Consider the following 20,134-nt stretch of genomic DNA (forward strand, 5'->3'; position numbering starts at 1 on the left):
AACATAAGGGGCTTGAGGGAAAATATCCCAAAAAGCCCCTTTTCTTTTTTCTAAAAGTCATAAAAGCAAGATCCTCCAATGAACTCTCTTATGATAGATTGTGGTGGAATTTCCCTTTCATCCTCAATTGGAAGAATGAAGCTCAAAAAATGCAAAAGTCTTTGTGCTTCGCTATATTCCTCATCTTCTCTTGTGATTGTCCTGAGCAGCGGCACAGCATATTTTTTCAAAACCGCAAGCTCATAAATTAGCGCCGAATTGAACATGGCATCTGCCATCTCCTGGTATGGAAAAATGTTTTTCTCCTCGCCGTTTCTAACAGACGGCCACATAGAAATTGTTCTTTTAGCAGACGCGCCTCTTGTCCTTGCATCTCTTACAATTCGTCTTAATATCCTGTAGTCTGTAGTTTGGATTCTGTTGTGCTTGTCAAGGTTCAGGTGTGTCAGGGCACTCACATATATTTTGAACTTGTTTTCGTCAGGTATCATTGGAGTTAGTCTGCTGTTTAGACCATGTATTCCTTCAATTATTATTATGTCGTTCTTTTCAAGCTTGACAGGTCTTTCAAACGTCCTTTTTCGCTCTACGAAATTAAACCGTGGCAGCACAACCTCCTTGCCCTCTAACAAGTCCTTTAGCTGTTTATTGAAAAGCTCAACATCAATAGCTTCAATCGATTCATAGTCAGGCTTGCCATTTTCGTCAAGTGGAACTTTATCTTCAAAGAAATAGTCATCAAGACCTATATAAACAGGGTTTTTGCCATTAACTTTTAGCTGAATAGAAAGCCTTTGTGCAAAGGTTGTCTTTCCGGATGATGAAGGTCCGGATATCAAAACAACTTTTATCAGCGGATTTTGCGAAATCTGGTCAGCCAAATATGCAATCTTTTTTTCGTGAAGAGCCTCTGAGACTCTTATAAACTCTCTTATCTTCCCACTTGCTATCACTTCATTGAGCTCACCAACGCTACTTACCCCAAGTATCCTGCCCCAGTTTTTGTACTCATGGTATACTGCAAACAGTTTCTTGTTCTCAATAAACTCTTGAAGCTTAAACGGGTCTGACTTATCAGGGTACAAAAGCACCATACCGTCGTGGTACTGAATCAGGTCAAAAATTTTAAGATATCCTGTGGAGGGTACCAGGTGACCATAAAAGTAATCAACATAATCTCCACAGTAGTAAATATACACATGCTCGTTTTCCGAAAACTTTATTGTTCTTGCTTTATCATAAAACCCTTTTTCTTCAAAAAGTCTCACAGCTTCATCTTTTGACACCTTTTCTCTCCTGAATTGAAAATCCTGCTCAACTATCCATTTCATCTTTTGTTTTATAAGCTCTATGTCATGGCTACTTAGCTTTCTGTTTTCAACCTCACAGTAAAGCCCTTTTGAAAGAGAATGCTGAACATTCACAGCTTCTTTAAAAAGCATCCTAGTTGCAACAATCAAAACAAAAATGAGGCTCCTTCTGTAAATCCTCATACCATCTTCCTGTGTCATGTCAATAAACTTTACTTTGCAATCTCTTGAGATTACATATTTTAACTCTTTTATCTCATTGTCAACCTTTGCAGCAACTATAGGAGATTTAAAATAACTTTCAAACCTTGGAACAAAGCTCAAAAGATTTGCCCCAACCTCTACATCTTCATATACATTTGCATCTTCAAAAAATATCCTGACAGTGTTACTGCCTTTCTGCATCAAAGTCGCCCCCTTTGCTTTTTAGTTTCTCGTCGTACATTCTCATATCAGCAATCTTAAGAAGCTCATCAAGGCTGGTTGTATCGTCTGGATACACAGCAACTCCACAGCTTACTCTTATCTTTTTGGGAAGCTGTAGCTCTGATTCTTTTTCAATCAATTCTTTTATATTTTTAATTCTATCTTCTATAGCATCTTTGCTGCAATTTTTGAATATAACAGCAAATTCATCTCCTCCAAGCCTTGCTGGAATGTCTGTCTTTCTTGTGTTGTCCCTTATAATTCTTCCAATCATCCTTATAGCTTTGTCTCCCACGCTATGTCCGTAAAAATCGTTCAAAAGTTTTAGATTATCCATATCGAAGAAAGCTACACAAAACTTGTTTTTGTACCTATCTGCAGCTATTGACTCTAAAATCAACTCCTTTATAAAGTACCTTCTGTTGTAAAGACCTGTAAGCTCATCCTCTGTGGATAAATTCCTTATCTTCTCAATTCTCTCAATCTGAGAAAGAAGAGCCTGAGAAAAATTCATAAAGATTGTAAGACCATCTTTGAGTTCATCAGTCATTTTAAAGTCTTTTATTTTTGTATAGCAAATCAAAAAACCTACAAGCCTGTTATATCTGTGAACAGGAACATATACTACACTCTGATAGACTTGAGATATCTTATTCTTCAAAGCCTTACATTCAAGCATACTCTCGAATTCATTTATAGTAAATACACTGATTTGTGTTATCTGTGTAACCTTTTGGTCAATTTTTATTTCTATATCAATATCTTCAAAGTCATCCTGTGTACTCTCATCTCTGGATACAATAAGCTTATAATCCCCATCTTCCTCCTGGTAATAAAAACAAATTCTTGGAAATGTCTTTGAATACGCTTCATAGATGAATTCAACAAGAAGTTCAAAGCTCTTTTGTATATCAAGCCTCTCTTTCAAGACTTCTGTGCTGAATTTTGCCAAGCTGTGTAAAAACCTAACTCTCTGCATTGCTATCACAAGAAAGATAGCAACAAAGAGGTAAAGCATAGCTCCATTTTGGATTGCTTCTGAAAAAAGAACCCCTTTCCTCTTAAAGAGTGCTAGAACTATTTCTCCAACTGCAAAAGCTAAGACAAAGACTTTAAAGCTTTTTGTTTGCTTGAAATAAAAGTTAGTAAAGCTCATATATATCAGCACCAAAATACCAACTGCTATAAGAACTTCGCTGAAAATGTACAAACTACTTGCAGAGGTTTGAGAATGTAAAAAAACAGGAATCTTCTGACCCTTTATTTTTTCAAATATCAACAAAACAATAAATATCAGTGCTGCATTTATCCACAGTGAGGTTTTTGACAGGAAATCTTTTAATTTTTCTTTGCATAAAACAGAAAACACAAGCGCATATATTACAAGAAGCTTTGAAAAGATGTTCAAAAAGACAAGCGCTTGAATACCTTCCAAGCTACTTATTGTTTCTTTCTCCAAATTTAGGACATATAAGAATTTGAAAACCACAAGTGACAAAAAAACCTTTCTAAAGCTATAAATTAGCGTATTTTTTATTTCTTTACCAAGAAATGCTGACACAATAAATATTCCACTTACTGCAACAACTCCAACTATTTCAAACAGTTTGTAAAGGCAAAATTCTAATTGAGCACTCACAATATCTCATTCCTTTATTTTGTTCTGTACATTCAATCACTATATTAAATATATTCCCGAAAAAGAAGGGATTGATTTTATTATACTCTACTTCATAAAAAATTTAAAAGGGAGACTTTTGAAAATCTCCCTTGGTTTTCGACCAATTCTTTATTCTTCTACTCTGAATATCTCATCAGCAATTAGGATAAAGTTGCTCAGGTCAAAGAGGGAACTTCCTTCCGCGAAAAGTTCATAGAGCAAGATTTTTTTACTTGCATGCAAAGCCTCAACCCAAGCTTTGAAATGCTTTAAATCTATAAAGTGTTCTTTTATAGCAGTAACATCGATAAACACAATGTCAAGAGATTCCTGCCAGAACTCTATGCAAACGTTTGGAAAAAGAAGCCTTTTGAGCCACTGGTAAGACTTTTCACTTCCAAAAAAAGAAAACTTCTCAAGCTCAAGAAGACGCGTAAGAACAAGAATACTTGAGATAAGATGAGCTTCGCCTACATAGGGTTTTAGAACTGTCAGTGCTTGGGAGGTCACAAGTTCATGTCCTTCAAGAACTATCATTTGCATCGTATCCTCCCTTTGTAATCCTTTGTTATATTTTTGTATATTATATTCTATAATTAAGTACCTGTCAATAAAATTATTAACTTTTAGATTTATCTTCCTGGAAAAAATATAAAAAATAAAATGGCTGTGCGACCAGCTTCGATATAACCCTCCTGGTGAAATAGCAGACCCGACAGGCTCCTGTCATGCACCCCTGCGGCACACGCGAAAAACTGCTTACCGTTGCTTCCTTCCGGACCTGGCGGGGTTCACAGCCCTCGCGTTGCGCAGGACACAACCATCCTCACCCCGGCCTGCCCTCAATGCCAAAAGGGTTATACCTCAGTCTGGCTATTCGACCCCGCTATAGCGGATTGCGGGTTACAGGGCACCGCTACCTCCCCGTCATAGCACAGCCAATTCTATTATACTCTTAAAACCTTCTAAAATCAACTGCCAAAATTTACTTGCCGTTTGCCTGAACAAGCCACACATGAGCAAGTTCAAGTGCTTTGTAAAGATTGTCGGCTTCAGCCTTTTTTACAACTCTTTCTTTCACAGTGAGCTTTGGATTGTTTATCTGAAGTTCAACCGAAATAGGTGATGCTATTTTGTGTCCTTTATATTCCTCAGTTCCCAGCACTACAAACACTGCAACAAATTTGTCGTCTGGATTTCCATAGTGGATGAGGTTATTTCTAATTTTGTATACTTCTCTTCCTCTATATTTGAAAACCTGTGGTAGGCTCATAGCAAAATCAACTCCTAATCACCATAAATTTTTAAAACTTCTCATAGTGGATATGATACTAAACTTTATTGTCTTTTTCAAGCATTGTTCACAAAATTCTTTTTCCTTTTTGCCAGCCCCTCTCTTATTTCAAATGTAACATCTCTATTTAAAGGTTCTGGCAGTACAATAAACACACCATCTCCCTTTTTGGCTCTCCTTATACCTTCAGACACCATCTCAACCACATCTGAAAACCTTTCTATTTGCCGGCTTATAATTTTACCTCTGTCCTCTATAAAGTCCAGATTTTGTTCTTGTCTCTTTTCACATACAAAATAAAGATTTTTTATTCCTATTGAGCTGAGGCTCAAAGCAAGAATTTTCATGTGTTCCTTCTTATTAAGGCTGTCAATAATTACTTTGACACCATTTATATCAAATATATTAAATTTTCCTGGATTTTGATGTGAATCGTTCTTGTACTCAGTCAAAAATCTATATATAATCTCACTGTCAACACCGTAAAAATGCAGTGCTGCTATTGTCTGAAGAATATTGTCAACTGCAAACATAAGCTTGCCATCGTATGAATATGGAATCTCCCTGATGTTGCAAAACGAAAAAACCTGCTGACCATCGAAAATCTTCACAACATCATTCTCAAGATACACACAGGGTCTTTTCATCTCTATATGAGCCTTTAAATCTGGATGATGATTTGAAATAGATGTAAATACAATCTTACATCTCGCTTTTGCACTGTACAGGTATTTATAAGCATCGTTGACGTTCAAAATTAGATATCCATTTTCTTTAATGCTTCTGGAAAACAAAAGGTTTTTTTCTATCTGATTTTGAGAAAATGTATTGGTAATAATGCCTATCTCGGGTTCTATTTCTATCTCATCAATACATTTTTCTGGATTGAATTCAACAAGTTTTATGTCCGACAAGTCCCCAAAATTTCTTAGATAGAAATTCTCTATTTCACTATCAATGGATGTTTCCAGACCGCATCTTTGAAAAATGTACCTCATTATTTGCAAAATTGTACTCTTACCGTACGTCCCTGACACAGCAATTATCGGCACAGATGGATTTGGCATCTTTTCAAAATACACATCCAGAATAGTATTGAAAATATCGCAGCCACATATCTGCGAAAATATACGAAGGTCACAACTTGTTTCAACATCAACAACATATCCACCTACAACCGAATATGGCAGGGAAATATCTTCTGTAACAAAGTCTAAGATGGTCATTACATATCCAAATCTTTCTGCAATCTTAACAAAAAGTTGTTGGTTTTCGTATGCTACCTTTTCTGTAACATCTGTGGTTATACACCCTGTTTTAAAACTGGTCGGTTCCTTTAAAAAGACATTCATTCCCTTGGGCAAAATATCGTCCAAGGTAAATCCCTGTTTTAAAATATTCTTTTGAATATATTTATTATTTTTCTCACCTTGGTCTAAAAGTTCTGAAATTTTTCTCTTACCATCACCTACAATGTATGGAGAGGTTCTTTCAACAGCTGCCACGACTTTTCCATTTACAACCAGGACTTTATAGCTTTTACCCGGTACGTATCTTTCAACAATCACTCTGCTATCCATGCTTTTTACCATATCAAATGCTTCCAATGCCTGCTGATTTGTTCTGATATTTACTATGTTTGGAGAGTCTTTTTTGCAGCCTTTTATCGAAATTGGGAATCCCAGCTTTTTTATGCTGTCCATCAGTTGGTCAGAAGTAAAGACTACTTCAAATGGTACAACTGGAAAAGAGTTTAGTTTTAAAAATCTTCGTTGGAGTTCTCTGTCGCTTGACAAACTAACCCTGCTAAAGTCATGCTCACTTATAATGGAAGCAAAAAGCTTTGCATACTTCCCCTCACCCAGCATGAATGTATCTGTATATCCAATTCTCGTAAATCTGATACCTCTCTTTGTGCAGGCATTTTTCAAAAGTCTTGTATTTGGCGAAAGTTCTGTTTCAATTGTGAGCTTTTTTAACTTTGAAATCTTGTCAGGAAAATGTTCAGGGATGGTTCCTTTTTCTATGCACTCTAAGGCAAACTCTATGACCCTGTGTACAAGCATTTGATTGTCATGTTCAATCAAAACCTCTATATGGTCATCAAAATTCAGGCATTCCCAGTACTCAACCAAGTTGTATCCTATAAGGTTTTGAATATGGATGCAAAGCTTAGCAAAGTTTCTTGCCTCTTCGAGTTTTCCTTTTACCTTTAATACCACAACCTTTTTGTCTGAATAGATATTTCTGTTATTGTAAACCTTGATATTTTCAATCTTCATCCCAAGAAAAGTTTCTCTCCTTCTTTACTTTTTATTCTGTATTCTTCCCCCTTCAAAAAAGACTAATACCTGCAAAAAAAATAAGCAGGGAAAATGTTACTTCCCTGCCGCTGTTCTCTCTTCACTCTTCTTCTGTTCAATTAGATTTTTTGCTGCGTTTTTGACATGAAGTTTCATGTACTCTTCCGCCTTGTCAGGGTCTCTGCTGACTATTGCTTCGTATATGAGTTTGTGTTCTTCCATAGCCTCCTCAAGCCTGCCAGGTGTCTCAAAAGAGGTTGCTCTTGCCCTTATTATATAGCTGTGGAAGGTGGATAAAACATGTTCAAGCGGCTTGCTTTTTGAAGCTTTGTAAATGAGCTGGTGAAACTGCGAATCAGTTTTCATAACCTTTGGAATATCTTTTTTCTTTGTGTAAAGCTCCATAAGAGTTATGATTTCAGTGAGCTCATCCTCTTCGTCTTTCGTAATCTTCTGAGCAGCCCAGCGCGCAGCAAGACCATCCAAAAGCATCCTGATTGTGTATATATCCTCTATGTCCTGAGCAGTAACACCTGCAACAAACGCACCCTTGTGAGGAATAGAATACACAAGCCCTTCAAGTTCAAGCTGGCGCAGCGCCTCTCTTATCGGTGTTCGTGAAACACCAAGCTCTTCAGCAAGTTTTACCTCAACAAGAGGGTCTCCTGGCTTTAAAATTCCCATTAAAATCTTTTCTTTTATCACTTCAAAAATCTTCTCATACAAAGGGGAGTATCTTGCATCTTTATCATCTGAATAACTATATACCATCAAAAACCACCTTCAAACTCTTTATTTTTTATATCCTTTCCATCTCACGGATGACTGCATCTGCAAACTCTTTTGTACCTGTTGAGCCTCCAAGGTCGTATGTAACCTCTTTACCTTCTTTTATAACTTTAGCCACCGCCTTTTCAACTCTATCAGCTGCTTCAAGTTCGCCCAAGTACCTCAGCATCATGACACCAGAAAGTATAGTTGCGGTTGGGTTTGCCAAGTTCTGTCCTGCTCTTTTTGGTGCAGAACCATGGATTGGCTCAAATACTGCCCCATCTTCGCCAATGTTAGCACCTGGCGCTATTCCCAAACCTCCCACAAGCCCTGCTGCCAAGTCAGACAGGATATCTCCGTACATGTTTGGCATAACCAAAACGTCGTAGTTTTCTGGGCTTTGGACAAGCTTCATGCTCATTGCATCAACAATCATATCTTCAAACTCTATATCTGGATAGTCCTGCGCTACCTTTCTTGCACATTCTAAAAATAGTCCGTCTGTAAGTTTTTGGATGTTTGCCTTGTGAACAGCTGTAACCTTTCTTCTCTTTTCTCTTCTTGCAAGCTCAAATGCATACCTGACAATCCTCTCGCTTGCCTTTCTTGTTATTATTTTAACACCAACTGCTGCATCATCTCCAGCCATGTATTCAATCCCTGCATAAAGGTCTTCTGTGTTTTCTCTTACAATGATCAAATCCACATTTGTGTATCTTGAAGGAACACCTTCGTACGACTTGACAGGTCTTACATTTGCATAGAGGTTAAGAGCTTGTCTGAGCGCAACATTCACACTTCTAAACCCTGTCCCGACCGGTGTTGTAATAGGACCTTTGAGTGCAACTTTGTTTCTCTTAACACTTTCCAACACATGGTCAGGAAGTGGTGTCCCATACTGCCCCATAACCTTTTCGCCAGCTTCTACAACTTCCCACTCTATTTTTACACCCGATGAATCCAAAACTCTTCTTGCCGCCTCTGTGACCTCTGGTCCAATACCATCGCCAGGAATAAGTGTAATTCTGTATGCCATTCTTTGTCCTCCTCACATCAAGATTTGTGACAACCTCAATAAAGAGGGGATTTAATTCCCCTCTTCATTATTTATTTCATACCCATAGCTTTTGTAAGGTTCAAAAGTCCACCATGCAAAATCATCTGACGCTGTCTGTCTGTCAGGTTTAAAATCATTCTGTATTTTAATCCTTTTGTGACATTTTCAATTATTAAAACATCGCTTTTTTCTATCTGCTCTCTTGCATTTTCAATTTTGAGCTCATCCATCTCTTCAATTGTATCATAATCGCTCGGATTTTCAAACACCATTGGAATGATTCCGTTGTTTATTAAATTTGCCATGTGAATTCGTGCAAAACTCTTCGCCAAAACCCCTTTTATACCCAAATAAAGCGGCACAAGTGCTGCATGTTCTCTTGAAGAACCCTGTCCATAGTTTACTCCACCTACTATAAACCCACCGTCATTTTCGCGTGCTTTTTTAGGAAAATCAGGATCGCATGGTGTCAAGCAGTAGTCAGACAAATACGGGATGTTTGACCTGTATGGCAAAAGCTTTGCATTTGAAGGCATAATGTGGTCTGTTGTGATATTGTCTCCAAGCTTTATCAAAACTTTTCCTACAACAACATCCGGCAAAGGCTTTCCTTGTGGGAACGGTTTTATATTCGGTCCTCTTATAACCTCAACCTCGTCTGGATTTTCAGCAGGTGGCACTATTAAATTGTCATTTATCAAAAAACTCTTTGGCATCTCAACCTGTGGCTCATCACCAAGGGTTCTTGGGTCTGTGATATACCCTGTGATGGCAGAAGCTGCAGCAGTCTCAGGTGAGACAAGGTAAACTTTTGCAGAAGGTGTGCCGCTTCTACCTTCAAAGTTTCTGTTAAATGTTCTGAGCGAAATACCATTTGTTCTTGGTGCTTGACCCATTCCTATACAAGGACCACATGCACACTCTAAAATCCTTGCACCAGCTGCAACCATTGATGCCAGCGCACCGTTTTGAGCAAGCATGTTCAGAACCTGTTTTGAACCTGGAGATATGACAAGCGATACATGCTCTGCAATAGTTTTTCCTTCCAAAATCTTTGCAACCTTCATGAGGTCCTTGTAAGATGAGTTTGTACAGCTTCCAATTGCAACCTGGTCAACCTTTATACCTTTTAGCTCGCTCACAGGCACAACATTGTCAGGGCTGTGCGGGCATGCTGCAAGCGGCACCAAGCTCGATAAATCTATCTCAATTTCCTCATCATACTGTGCATCGGGGTCTGGCAAAATCTCAACAAAGTCAACCTCTCTCCCCTGTGCTTTCAAAAATTCGTATGTCACCTCATCAGATGGGAATATAGAAGTTGTTGCACCAAGTTCTGCTCCCATATTGGTAATTGTAGCTCTCTCTGGTATAGATAAAGTTTTTACACCTTCACCTGTGTATTCAAAAATCTTGCCCACGCCGCCTTTGACTGTGAGCCTTCTCAAAAGCTCCAAAATAATATCCTTTGCAGAAACCCAAGGTTGGAGCTTGCCTTTGAGGTTTACTTTTACAATCTTTGGCATAATTAAGTAATATTCGCCACCACCCATTGCAACTGCAACATCCAAACCACCTGCACCAATTGCAAGCATGCCTATTCCACCAGCTGTTGGTGTGTGGCTGTCCGAACCCAAAAGTGTCTGTCCTGGAACTGCAAACCTTTCCAAATGAACCTGGTGGCAGATTCCATTTCCGGGCTTGGAAAAATATATTCCATGTTTTTTTGCAACTGTCTGTATGTATAGATGATCATCTGCATTCTCCGGTCCTGTCTGAAGAGTGTTGTGGTCAATGTATGCAACAGACCTTTTAGTCTTTACCCTGTCAATACCCATTGCTTCAAACTGAAGATATGCCATTGTACCTGTTGAGTCTTGAGTAAGTGTCTGATCAATCCTGATTGCAATCTCTTTTCCGGGTATCATTTCACCTTTTACAAGGTGCTGCTTTATAATTTTTTGCGCAACCGTCAAACCCATCTGCCTTAAAACCTCCCAAAAAACTTTGATTGTGATTGTTAAAAATACCTTTTATATTATAGCATTAAAGTATACCTGTATACAAGAGCGTGAATTTAAAAATCCCCTTCCTGGCTTTATGCCAGAAAGGGGACAAAATTTTTAAGGATTTAGTTTTTGTTTGAATGTCTGAACACCATTTTTAATCTCGATTATAACCGCAGACTTCTTTGCATTATGTTTTGCATCTATTGAGATAATTCCAGTAACTCCCACAAAGTTCTTTGTGTTTTCAAGTGCCCTGCGCAGTTTTTCTCTGTCTGTTGTAGAGTTGGCTCTTTTTATTGCATCTGCTATGAAGTAGCCCAAATCATAACCCAGTGCTGAAAGTGCGTTTGGTTCAATCTTATACTTTGCTTGATATTTTTTCTTGAATTCTTGCACTCGCTTATCTGTGTCCTGGGAGGAATAATGTGTTGAGAAAAAGACATTTGTTGCATATTTGCTTCCTGCTTTCTCAACAACCTTCGGGTCGTCAAACCCGTCAGAACCCAAAATTGGTATCCACATTCCAAGCTCTCTTGCCTGCTTGATGATAAGTCCAGCCTCATCATAGTATACAGGGGCAAATAAAGCTTGAGGTTTTTTGTCTCTTATCTTTGTTAAGATTCCGTTGAAGTCTTGTTCGCCTTTTACGAAAGCCTCTTCAGCAACTACTTTCCCGCCACCTTTGGTAAATGTTTCTTTGAAGTTCTTGTAAAGTCCTTTGCTGTAGTCTGATGATGCATCATAGATAATTGCTGCTGTTTTTAGCTTTAATGTTTTTAGTGCAAAGTTTGCCATAACGCTTCCTTGGAATGAGTCATTAAAGCAGATTCTAAAAACGTATGCCTTTGTCTTACCTGTTCTTTCATCAATTGTAACCGAATCATCAGTAGCAGTTGCTGATACAAGTGGAACTTTGTATCTTGTAGCGGCAATTGAAGCAGATTTTGTTGCCCCTGATGTCACAGGGCTTAACATTGCTAAAACATTCTCTTTTGTCGCAAGCCTTGTTGCAATATTTAACGCTTCTGTCTTGTCAGACTTGTTATCATATACAACAAGCTCAATTTTTTTACCCAAAACTCCACCTTTGCTATTGATTTCATCAATTGCCATTCTAAGCCCTTCCAAATTTCTTTGCCCGAACTGAGCAACAGCACCTGACAGCTCAAGATTCACACCAAGTCGTATAGTTTTCGAGCTGGATGATTGAGCATATGAAAAAACTGAAATGATAAGCACCAGGACTACCATAATACCAATAATTTTTTGAAAGTTTAATCTTTTCACGTCCTACCATCCTCCCTTTAATAATTTTGTGACAATAATCAAAAAAGGCAAAGGACTGCTCTTTCAAAAGGCCCCTTTGCCTTTTCGCCTATTACTATGTTGGAAATATTTTAGCATAAAACTTATCATTTTTCAATACCTTAATTTCACAATTCCAATCTTTTCACATATTCTTCAAGCTCCCAGTAAGCTTCAAAATTCAGTTTTTTTCCAAGCTCCTCTTTTATTTGAATAAGATCAAGAATCAAAACTTCAAATGAAGCTATGCCTGTTCTCTCACCCACGCCCCTGATACAGCAATTTGCAGTTGATGCTCCAAACAGCCATGCACATACTGCGTTTGCCTGTGCCTTATAAAAATCATTGTGACCGTGCCACTCAAGTCTTTGATGGGAAAGACCGCAATGTAGCCGCAGGACGTTTATAAGCCTTGGAACACTTCGGGGCAAGCTTGCATACTCGTATGGAACACCCAATCCCAATGTATCACAAAGTTTATAACGAATCTCTATGCCCACGTTTTTTGTTTTACTTTCAATTAACATAATAAAAGGTATCACAAAGTTTTGGATATCAGCCCTTGTAATATCCTCAAGGTGAACCCTTGGTTTTAAGTTCAAAGCCAGAGCTTCTTCAATTATATCTATATACTCTTTTGCAACCTCAAGCCTTGTCTTGCCAAACTTTTTGTAAATATGATAGTCTGATGCTGGCATCAAAATTCCAACCTCATCAAGCCCCAACTCTTTTGCAATCTTTAGTTCTTCCTTTTTAGATCTCACCCACCCCACCACCCGTGGAAATTTGAACCCTTTCTTCAAACACTTTTCAACGCATCGTCTGTGATAGTTTGTATAAAGGAAAAATTCTGAGTATTCTATTGTTCCGGTTTCGTTATCTATATAATGGAAATATTCAAAAATCCTTTCCACGTTATCTTCTCCTATATACGAAATTGCTTGCTGACCTTCTCTGAATGTGCTATCTGAGATGCAAAGATTTTCTGGAATATCTAAAGAAACGGGTGTATCTTCAAAAGGTATCTTTGGTATTGAGGTGTACGGAAATATATCTTTAAAATAATTTGGCGCGTTCCTTGATAGAATCTCATATTCCTCATTTTCAATTTTGATCATAGTCCCCATCTCCTCTAACTTTCTAAACTTCAATAATCAACATTGTTCAAAAGCTTTTTGGTAATATAAAGTAGAAGGTATGAGATGGCTATCATAATAAAGCTTACACAGTAAACTTCATCCTGATTTTGAGCATAAAGTTTATAAATATAAAGAGAAACTGTCTGTGTTCTGCCGTAGACATTCCCCGCAAAAACAACTGTTGCCCCAAACTCACCAAGCGCTCGTGAGAAGGTCCCAAGTATCCCTATCACAATCCCTTTTTTGCAAACAGGCAAATACACTTTAAACAAAAGCCCCAGTTCATCCAATCCTAAGATGTACCCTTCTTCTTTGAGCTGTCTATCCACTGCTAAAAATGAAGTATATGAGACTTTTAAATAATATCCCATCGAAACAAATAGCTGGGCAAGGACAACCGCAGATGTAGTAAATGGAATCTCAAAACCAATTTTGCTCAAATACCTGCCTAAAAAACCCATCCTTCCATAAAGTAAAAGAAGCAAAACTCCTGTTATGATTGGCGGTAGAACATTTGGCAAATCAATTAAAATCTCGAGAAACTCATTTTTCTTTTTCAAAGATGAAAGCAAATAGGCAAACGGTGTGCACAGCAAAAATGCCAAAACAGAGCAAATCGCAGCAGTAAAAAATGAAAGACCAAATGCAGTCATGGTCTCTTCTTTTGTTAAAGCATTTATTAATGTGCTATATGGCACAACAAAGATAAGGTTTATAAAAGGCAAGAGCAAAAACAGCAAAAACGGAATTGATAAAAAGAATATCTTTTTCATCTTCATTCACACACTTTTGGGATTATTTAAAAAAGCCCAATCATTCATATCCCTTTTCTTTCAATAGCTTTGCAATGGTTTTGGTCTTAATAAAAGCTATAAAATCTTTTGCAAGCTTTGGATTTTTAGTTTTCTTTACAGCTGCAACATAGTGGCTTGCAACTACATTATATTTTTCTGGAATGGTTATTATCTTGAGCTTTGTAAGTTTTGCATCAGTAAAATAAACAATCCCCGCGTCAGCTTCACCAACCTTTACCTTTTGAATTACATTAGTGAGCTCAAACTCCTGCGAAATAATGTTGCCTATTATATCGCTGTAAAGACTCTTGTTATCATTTTTTATCTTGTCAATTACCATCTTTGTGTACATACCAATTGGAGATACAGGGTCGGCTATACAAAGCCTTATCCCCTTTTTTGAAATATCTTCAAACTTTTTTACGTCTGGAGAACTTGATATTACACAGAGTTTTGATTTAGCAAAAATTTCATATTTATCTATATATTTGGCCTTTTTGAGACTATCGATATACCTTTTGTCTGCTGAAAAAAATACATCACATTCTGCTCCATTTTTTAGCTGTGTGACAAGCACATGGGTTCCCGCAACATTGAGAATAACTTTGCATGATTTTTGTTTTTCGAACTGTTTAGAAATGTCTTTTACAATACTTTCCAACGTGTTAGGAACAAAAACAATCAAACTTTCATTTTTGGTTTTATCTTTGCCAAAAGATACATTAGAAACTGTTGATAATAAAATAGAGGCTATTATAAAAAAATAGACACATCGCATCTTAAAAATAAAAAGTTTTTTTATCATTTCTTGCATCTTCCTTTCATTTTGCAAAATGCAAGACCAGCTTACTTTACATAAAAAGCTCCATAATCTCTCTCAAAGCATCTTTTATAAACCCTTGTCTTTCCAAGACAATTTTGTCAGATAGTTTTTCCAAGGCACAAAGCCCAATCCTGTTTGCTACAATTACATCACAGTCTTTTAGCATATCTATTCTTTTTTCTATCCTCTGCTCATTAGAACAATCTTCTTCTTTGTCTTTAAATTCTCTAACACATATAAGTTCACAGCTTCCATCGCTGAAAAGATCAACTATTAGAAAATTTTCGCTATTCCCAAAATGTCTATTTACAAGTCTTCCATCACTTGTTGCAATTGCTACTCTCTTTTTCTTCATCTTTTTATCACCACCATTTTTTCACACAAGCAATCCAGCTTCATCCGACCTGCACTGTCTGCAATGGGTTATAAGCTGGATTATTTTACTGCACTTTTCTCTCGCTTGAGCAAGAACACTGCAAGATGGTCTTTCAATATCAGAAAATTTTGCATATGGTATGAGCGGCATTATATTCATCACTTTAGCACCAAGAGCTTTGACTCTTGCAGCGACCTCCTCAATGTGATGGTTATTTATTCCAGGTATTAAAACTGTATTTACCTTTACCATAAGCCCAAGCTCAGAAGCTCTGTAGATACCATATTGTTGTTTATGGACAATGAGCTCTGCCGCCTCTTTGCCAAAATATAGAAGTTCATTGTACATGGCAAATTCATAAATGTTTTGAGCAATATTGCTATCTACTGCGTTGACCGTGACTGTCACATATTTGACATTGTAATTTAAAAGCACTTCCGCCAAATCTTCTAATAAAAGCCCATTTGTGCTTATACAAAACTCTGCCTGTGCATCATAATTTCTTATAAGCTCAAAAGTTTCAAATGTTTCTTGATTGAAGAGAGGATCGCCCGGTCCAGAAATTCCTACTATTTTTATAGTTCTGTCTCTACTTGTAATATCCTTGTACCTTCTAAGCGCTTCTTGTGGACTTAACACTTTTGAGCATGCGCCAGGATGGTGATCGTTTATGCATGAGATGTTCCTGTCACAGTAATTACATTTGATATTGCAAGACTTTGCAACAGGAAGATGTATTCTGCCAATTTTATATATGACATCTTTATTGAAACATGGGTGACCAAGAAGTTTACTTTCCATCTCAAATCAACCTCCATACAGGTGCATGTATTTCTTTGAACAAATCTTCACACATGTTTAAAAAGCCTTCAAAACATGCATATGGTTTTGTCTCCTGAGGAAATACCAAAAAAGGTACTCCAAACTTGTGTGCAAGATACCATTCTCTTGTTCCGCCAATAAATACATCAGGTTCTATTCTCAAGAGAATTTCCTCTATTTCTGCACAATTAAAATCATCGATAAAAAGTGCAGAAGGAAGCTCAAAGCGTGCTGCCTCATAATCGATATTGCATCCAAACTGACTGCCACATACACAGATTTCAAGTCCTGCTTCTTTAAACGCACCAGCCATAAAACCTATCCTTGAACCTCCAAGAAGAATAATCGCTTTTTTGCCAAAAATTTTCTTTTTATATTTCTCAAGCTTATCTCTTATTTTTTCATACTCTTCTGAAATGACCATTTCTACTTTATGTTCAATACCAAAAAACTTCGAAATCTTTTTAAGAGAATTTACAGTATTGCTAAGTCCATAGAATGAAACATCTACAAAAGGAATAGAGTATCTTTCTCTCATAAACTGAGTAAGCAAAAGCCCAGAGCTTTTACAAACAAGCAAGTTCAATGCAGCAGATGTGCTTTTTTGCATAAGATCTGCATCACAATCACCTGTATAGCTGCATATAACTTCTATTCCTATCTTTTCTAACAGTTTTTTTATAACCCTCGTCTCTCCTGCCACATTGTATTCACCAATTATGTTTACAGAAAATGGCTGTGTACTTTCTTTTTTGCAATACTCTGAAAGATAACTTATAATAGCCTTCTGAGCTATGTGGTGCCCGTCTGACTGCGAAAACCCTCCAAACCCAGGAACCTCAACAGGAATGATAGGTTTTTGTACTTTTTCTTTTACTTTCTCTACAACCCATTTTATTTCTTCACCAATCTGTGAAGATGTGCATGTTGAATATACGAATATCATACTGTGTTCAGGAAAGATTTTTGCTGCTTCTTCAATACACCTTTCAAGCTTTTCATGCGCACCAAAGATAACATCCTTTTCATTCATATCAGTTGAAAGTATTAAATAATTCTTCTTTCTTACATTCTGACCATAATATGCACAGTCAGCAGGTGCGTGCACAATGTGAGTTGAATTTCTTACAGGGGCAAGAACCCAGCGCGCCCCATAATAGGTGCAAGCGCGCTGGGACATCACACCTGGAATTGTTGGTCTTGAACACTGAGGTATTCCGCTCTGTACAATGTGCCCCTGTCTTTGCTCTAAAAAAGCTTTTATAGCCATCTTAATTCACCACTTTTCTTCTTGTTTACTGGTGAAGTTTGTCATGTGGATAAGAATAATCTAAGATTGTATTTACAATCAAATCCAAAAGCCAGATGCTTCCTTTGTACCCTGTTATTCCATATCTGAAATATCCAACCCTGTCGTATACAGGGAAGCCTATTCTCACAACAGGGCATTTTACTGATTTTGCAACTTCAACTGCTTTTGAGTTGCCAAGTATGACTTCAACCCCTGCCTCTTTTGCTAAGTATTCAAATTCATAAAGGTCGCTGTCTACAAGAATTTCACCTTCAATGTTATATTCATCAAAGATTTTCTTTATCTCATCGGCAAAGGTAGGAGAAGTCGTTGCTGTCTCCACCACCTTTACATCCATCCCAAGTTCACACAAAAACCTTGTAACAGCTATTACAATGTCAGGGTCACCAAACACAGCTGCCCTTCTCATCATTGTATACTGGCAAGTATCTGCCATAGCATCTAAAAGAAGACCTCTTTCAACTTTGACTTCTTCTGGAATTTCGATTTCGTAGATAGAAGCAACATTCTCAATAAATTTATCTGTATTTTCTACTCCAACCGGGAACGGACCAAGGATACTTTTTACACCAAACTCGCTTTCCAAATAACTTGCACCAGTGCCACCTGCATGAGGACAAAGAGCTAAGATGGCTTTCCCGTTTGCACAGTCTTCAAGCTCCTGCCATGGCGTGCCACCTTCTGGATAGAGCGGTTTTGGAGGCATCAGTGGTGAGTTTAAGGTTTTTGAAATATCAAATAAAACTGAGTATTCTACACCCATTAAACTCAGAAGGTGTTTTACCTCTTCGATGTCGCCGGGATTAATCATTCCTGGAATAATATACAGTTTTTGATTTGGCTCTTTTGACTTTGCAAAGTATTTGATATACGAAACTGTTGCTGTATCATAGCCTTTGACATGTGTTCCTGCATAGCTTGGTGTATGAATTGGCACAACAAATACGCTTTGTGCAACCTCATCACCCAGTTCTTCTCTCACCTTTTTATATGCTTCTTTTATAAAAGCTTCTATATCGTCTCCTATGGTTTCGCTTGAACATGTTGTGACAACACCTATCACCTTTGGCGCATATCTAAAAACAAGATTTCTTATTCCTTCTATAAGATTTCTTCTTCCACCAAACACAGCCGCATCTTCGTGGAAAGATGTCACTGCAATGTTCACAGGTTCTTTGAAGTGCCTGTTGAACTGGTATCGAACATAAGTGCAGCATCCTTGAGAACCTTGAACAAGGGGCACTGCCTTGTCAATACCAAGCGTTGCATACATTGCACCAATTGGTTGACACATCTTTGGAGGATTTATGGTAACATGTCTGTTTGCTTTCGAAATTAGCGGACTATCAAGTTTTGTTGCCATTGTGATGCCCACCTCCTGTCAACGAATTTCCAAACTGGAGCATAGAGTGACTTGTAAAGGTCTCTTGCAAAATTGACCAGACCTTCAAAAGCTACATATGGCCCATTTTCGTAAGAATGTGAGTTCAAAGATGGAACACCAATCTTGTGTGCAAGGTATTTCTCTTTCAATCCTGTGAGGAATATATCGGGTTTATACTTTTCTATAACCTCTTCAAGCTCAAGCTCGTTAGGATTATCGATCACCAAAACTCCATCGTCTGCTCTTGCGTTTATCTTTTCATAGTCATCCTCATGCCCAAATGTTGTAGCACATGCAACAACTTCTATCCCAAGGTCACGCATAAGCGGTATCCAGTGCCAGACTCTTGGTGCTCCAACGTAAATCATTGCACGCTTGCCGCGAAGCTTTTCTCTGAAAAACTCAAGCCTTAGCATAATACTTTCTAGCTCTTCTTCAATCACTTCTTCCACCTTTTTTTCAATTCCAAAAAACTTTCCTATCTCCCTGAGAGAATTAATTGTTTCGGTAATTCCAAAAAGTGTTACCCTGATAAATGGCGTGCCGTACTTTTCTTTCATAAGCCTTGCAATGTATGTTGCTGACCTCTGACAGTGGACAATGTTGAGCTTTGCATAGTGCATCTTACACAGATTATCATAGGAAGCGTTTCCAGTAAATGCTGTTATAATCCTCAAGCCAATCTTTGTGAATAGCTTCTCAAGCACCCAATAATCTCCATCAATGTTGTACTCGCCTATGATATTAACGTCATACGGTGTTGGGTCTTCAAGTTCTTTTGTCCCAACAATTTTTTCAAAGATTGTGTGATTTGCGATATGATGACCTTTAGACTGAGAAACACCGCAAAAACCCGGTGAATTAAATGCAATGACTGGCTTTCCTATTGCTTTTGAAGCTTTTTTGGCAACAGCTTCTAAATCATCACCAATTAGGGCAGTTGGACATGTTGCATATATAAATACCGCTTTGGCTTCAGGAAACTGCTGGTTTGCTTCAATTATTGCATTGTAAAGCTTCTTTTCCCCACCGAAAACTATGTCTTTTTCTTGCATGTCAGTTGAAAAGCAATACTTTCTATGAAATTCACTATCGGATAGGTGTCTTCGTGATGACCACGTATAATATGCACAGCCAATTGGCCCATGGACTATCTGAATTACATCTTTAACAGGTCCTCCAACAACACCTCTTGCTCCTGCAAATGCACAACCACGCTCTGTCATGTCACCCGGGATGGTTCTTACATTGCACACAGGTACAACAGGATTGTTCCTGTCAGTTATATATGTGTGTTTTCCTCTTTCTTCAATGCACCTGTCACAGTCCAAAGTCACAAATGGCATGAC

General features: G+C 37.8%; 17 protein-coding genes and 1 other RNA gene. All 18 read right to left on the minus strand.

Annotated elements, in window-relative coordinates; all coding sequences use genetic code 11:
• Positions 1-50: 50 nt before the first annotated feature.
• Entirely contained in the window at positions 51-1,715 is a 1,665-nt protein-coding gene (locus OTK01_RS10765) for a nucleoside kinase (protein ID WP_029228606.1), read from the minus strand.
• Positions 1,699-3,375, minus strand: coding sequence for a GGDEF domain-containing protein (locus OTK01_RS10770; protein WP_029228605.1), 1,677 nt, complete (start codon positions 3,373-3,375; stop codon positions 1,699-1,701). Before OTK01_RS10770 ends, OTK01_RS10765 begins: the two co-directional genes overlap by 17 nt.
• A 150-nt stretch (positions 3,376-3,525) precedes the next feature.
• Positions 3,526-3,933 carry a hypothetical protein gene (locus tag OTK01_RS10775; RefSeq protein WP_029228604.1) on the minus strand — a complete coding sequence of 136 codons (408 nt, stop codon included), beginning with the start codon at positions 3,931-3,933 and terminating at the stop codon, positions 3,526-3,528.
• Between the two features lie 130 nt (positions 3,934-4,063).
• Positions 4,064-4,334, minus strand: an RNA gene (gene ffs, locus OTK01_RS10780) — signal recognition particle sRNA large type.
• A 47-nt stretch (positions 4,335-4,381) separates the two neighbouring features.
• Positions 4,382-4,669 carry a hypothetical protein gene (locus OTK01_RS10785; RefSeq protein ID WP_013433004.1) on the minus strand — a complete coding sequence of 96 codons (288 nt, stop codon included), beginning with the start codon at positions 4,667-4,669 and terminating at the stop codon, positions 4,382-4,384.
• 77 nt (positions 4,670-4,746) lie between these two features.
• Positions 4,747-6,972, minus strand: coding sequence for a Mur ligase (locus tag OTK01_RS10790; RefSeq protein WP_013433005.1), 2,226 nt, complete (start codon positions 6,970-6,972; stop codon positions 4,747-4,749).
• A 96-nt stretch (positions 6,973-7,068) separates the two neighbouring features.
• A complete protein-coding gene (locus OTK01_RS10795; RefSeq protein ID WP_013433006.1) occupies positions 7,069-7,764 on the minus strand; it encodes a GntR family transcriptional regulator in 696 nt (231 codons plus the stop codon).
• Between the two features lie 28 nt (positions 7,765-7,792).
• Positions 7,793-8,800, minus strand: coding sequence for an isocitrate/isopropylmalate dehydrogenase family protein (locus tag OTK01_RS10800; protein WP_029228603.1), 1,008 nt, complete (start codon positions 8,798-8,800; stop codon positions 7,793-7,795).
• 71 nt (positions 8,801-8,871) lie between these two features.
• On the minus strand, positions 8,872-10,803 hold the full coding sequence (locus OTK01_RS10805) for an aconitate hydratase (protein ID WP_029228602.1): 1,932 nt from the start codon (positions 10,801-10,803) through the stop codon (positions 8,872-8,874).
• 141 nt (positions 10,804-10,944) lie between these two features.
• Positions 10,945-12,117, minus strand: coding sequence for an ABC transporter substrate-binding protein (locus OTK01_RS10810; RefSeq protein WP_029228601.1), 1,173 nt, complete (start codon positions 12,115-12,117; stop codon positions 10,945-10,947).
• Between the two features lie 146 nt (positions 12,118-12,263).
• The gene (locus tag OTK01_RS10815; protein WP_029228600.1) at positions 12,264-13,253 is read right to left on the minus strand and encodes a beta/alpha barrel domain-containing protein; all 990 of its coding nucleotides are present in this window, start codon (positions 13,251-13,253) and stop codon (positions 12,264-12,266) included.
• Positions 13,254-13,282: 29 nt separating this feature from the next.
• Positions 13,283-14,047 (minus strand): molybdate ABC transporter permease subunit, encoded by a 765-nt coding sequence (locus OTK01_RS10820; protein ID WP_029228599.1) that lies wholly within the window; start codon positions 14,045-14,047, stop codon positions 13,283-13,285.
• Between the two features lie 40 nt (positions 14,048-14,087).
• Positions 14,088-14,873 (minus strand): molybdate ABC transporter substrate-binding protein, encoded by a 786-nt coding sequence (gene modA, locus OTK01_RS10825; RefSeq protein ID WP_029228598.1) that lies wholly within the window; start codon positions 14,871-14,873, stop codon positions 14,088-14,090.
• A gap of 46 nt (positions 14,874-14,919) precedes the next feature.
• Positions 14,920-15,246 (minus strand): NifB/NifX family molybdenum-iron cluster-binding protein, encoded by a 327-nt coding sequence (locus OTK01_RS10830; protein WP_014042545.1) that lies wholly within the window; start codon positions 15,244-15,246, stop codon positions 14,920-14,922.
• Between the two features lie 21 nt (positions 15,247-15,267).
• On the minus strand, positions 15,268-16,068 hold the full coding sequence (locus OTK01_RS10835) for a radical SAM protein (protein WP_013433014.1): 801 nt from the start codon (positions 16,066-16,068) through the stop codon (positions 15,268-15,270).
• Between the two features lies 1 nt (position 16,069).
• Positions 16,070-17,359, minus strand: a complete 1,290-nt coding sequence (locus OTK01_RS10840; protein ID WP_029228597.1) for a nitrogenase component 1 — start codon at positions 17,357-17,359, stop codon at positions 16,070-16,072.
• A 25-nt stretch (positions 17,360-17,384) separates the two neighbouring features.
• The gene (locus OTK01_RS10845) at positions 17,385-18,764 is read right to left on the minus strand and encodes a nitrogenase component 1 (RefSeq protein WP_029228596.1); all 1,380 of its coding nucleotides are present in this window, start codon (positions 18,762-18,764) and stop codon (positions 17,385-17,387) included.
• Complete coding sequence (locus OTK01_RS10850) at positions 18,737-20,131, minus strand: nitrogenase component I subunit alpha (protein WP_029228637.1); 1,395 nt, start codon at positions 20,129-20,131, stop codon at positions 18,737-18,739. Before OTK01_RS10850 ends, OTK01_RS10845 begins: the two co-directional genes overlap by 28 nt.
• Positions 20,132-20,134 lie beyond the last annotated feature (3 nt).

The sequence above is a fragment of the Caldicellulosiruptor acetigenus genome (assembly GCF_026914305.1).
GTDB lineage: Bacteria > Bacillota > Thermoanaerobacteria > Caldicellulosiruptorales > Caldicellulosiruptoraceae > Caldicellulosiruptor > Caldicellulosiruptor acetigenus.

Coding starts and splice junctions, on each gene's coding strand:
- OTK01_RS10765 (WP_029228606.1), bottom strand. CDS start 1,715: ATGCAGAAAGGCAGTAACACTGTCAGGATATTTTTTGAAGATGCAAAT.
- OTK01_RS10805 (WP_029228602.1), bottom strand. CDS start 10,803: ATGGGTTTGACGGTTGCGCAAAAAATTATAAAGCAGCACCTTGTAAAA.
- OTK01_RS10815 (WP_029228600.1), bottom strand. CDS start 13,253: ATGATCAAAATTGAAAATGAGGAATATGAGATTCTATCAAGGAACGCG.
- OTK01_RS10795 (WP_013433006.1), bottom strand. CDS start 7,764: ATGGTATATAGTTATTCAGATGATAAAGATGCAAGATACTCCCCTTTG.
- modA (WP_029228598.1), bottom strand. CDS start 14,873: ATGATAAAAAAACTTTTTATTTTTAAGATGCGATGTGTCTATTTTTTT.
- OTK01_RS10850 (WP_029228637.1), bottom strand. CDS start 20,131: ATGCCATTTGTGACTTTGGACTGTGACAGGTGCATTGAAGAAAGAGGA.
- OTK01_RS10775 (WP_029228604.1), bottom strand. CDS start 3,933: ATGATAGTTCTTGAAGGACATGAACTTGTGACCTCCCAAGCACTGACA.
- OTK01_RS10800 (WP_029228603.1), bottom strand. CDS start 8,800: ATGGCATACAGAATTACACTTATTCCTGGCGATGGTATTGGACCAGAG.
- OTK01_RS10845 (WP_029228596.1), bottom strand. CDS start 18,764: ATGGCAACAAAACTTGATAGTCCGCTAATTTCGAAAGCAAACAGACAT.
- OTK01_RS10830 (WP_014042545.1), bottom strand. CDS start 15,246: ATGAAGAAAAAGAGAGTAGCAATTGCAACAAGTGATGGAAGACTTGTA.
- OTK01_RS10835 (WP_013433014.1), bottom strand. CDS start 16,068: ATGGAAAGTAAACTTCTTGGTCACCCATGTTTCAATAAAGATGTCATA.
- OTK01_RS10790 (WP_013433005.1), bottom strand. CDS start 6,972: ATGAAGATTGAAAATATCAAGGTTTACAATAACAGAAATATCTATTCA.
- OTK01_RS10820 (WP_029228599.1), bottom strand. CDS start 14,047: ATGAAAAAGATATTCTTTTTATCAATTCCGTTTTTGCTGTTTTTGCTC.
- OTK01_RS10785 (WP_013433004.1), bottom strand. CDS start 4,669: ATGAGCCTACCACAGGTTTTCAAATATAGAGGAAGAGAAGTATACAAA.
- OTK01_RS10840 (WP_029228597.1), bottom strand. CDS start 17,359: ATGGCTATAAAAGCTTTTTTAGAGCAAAGACAGGGGCACATTGTACAG.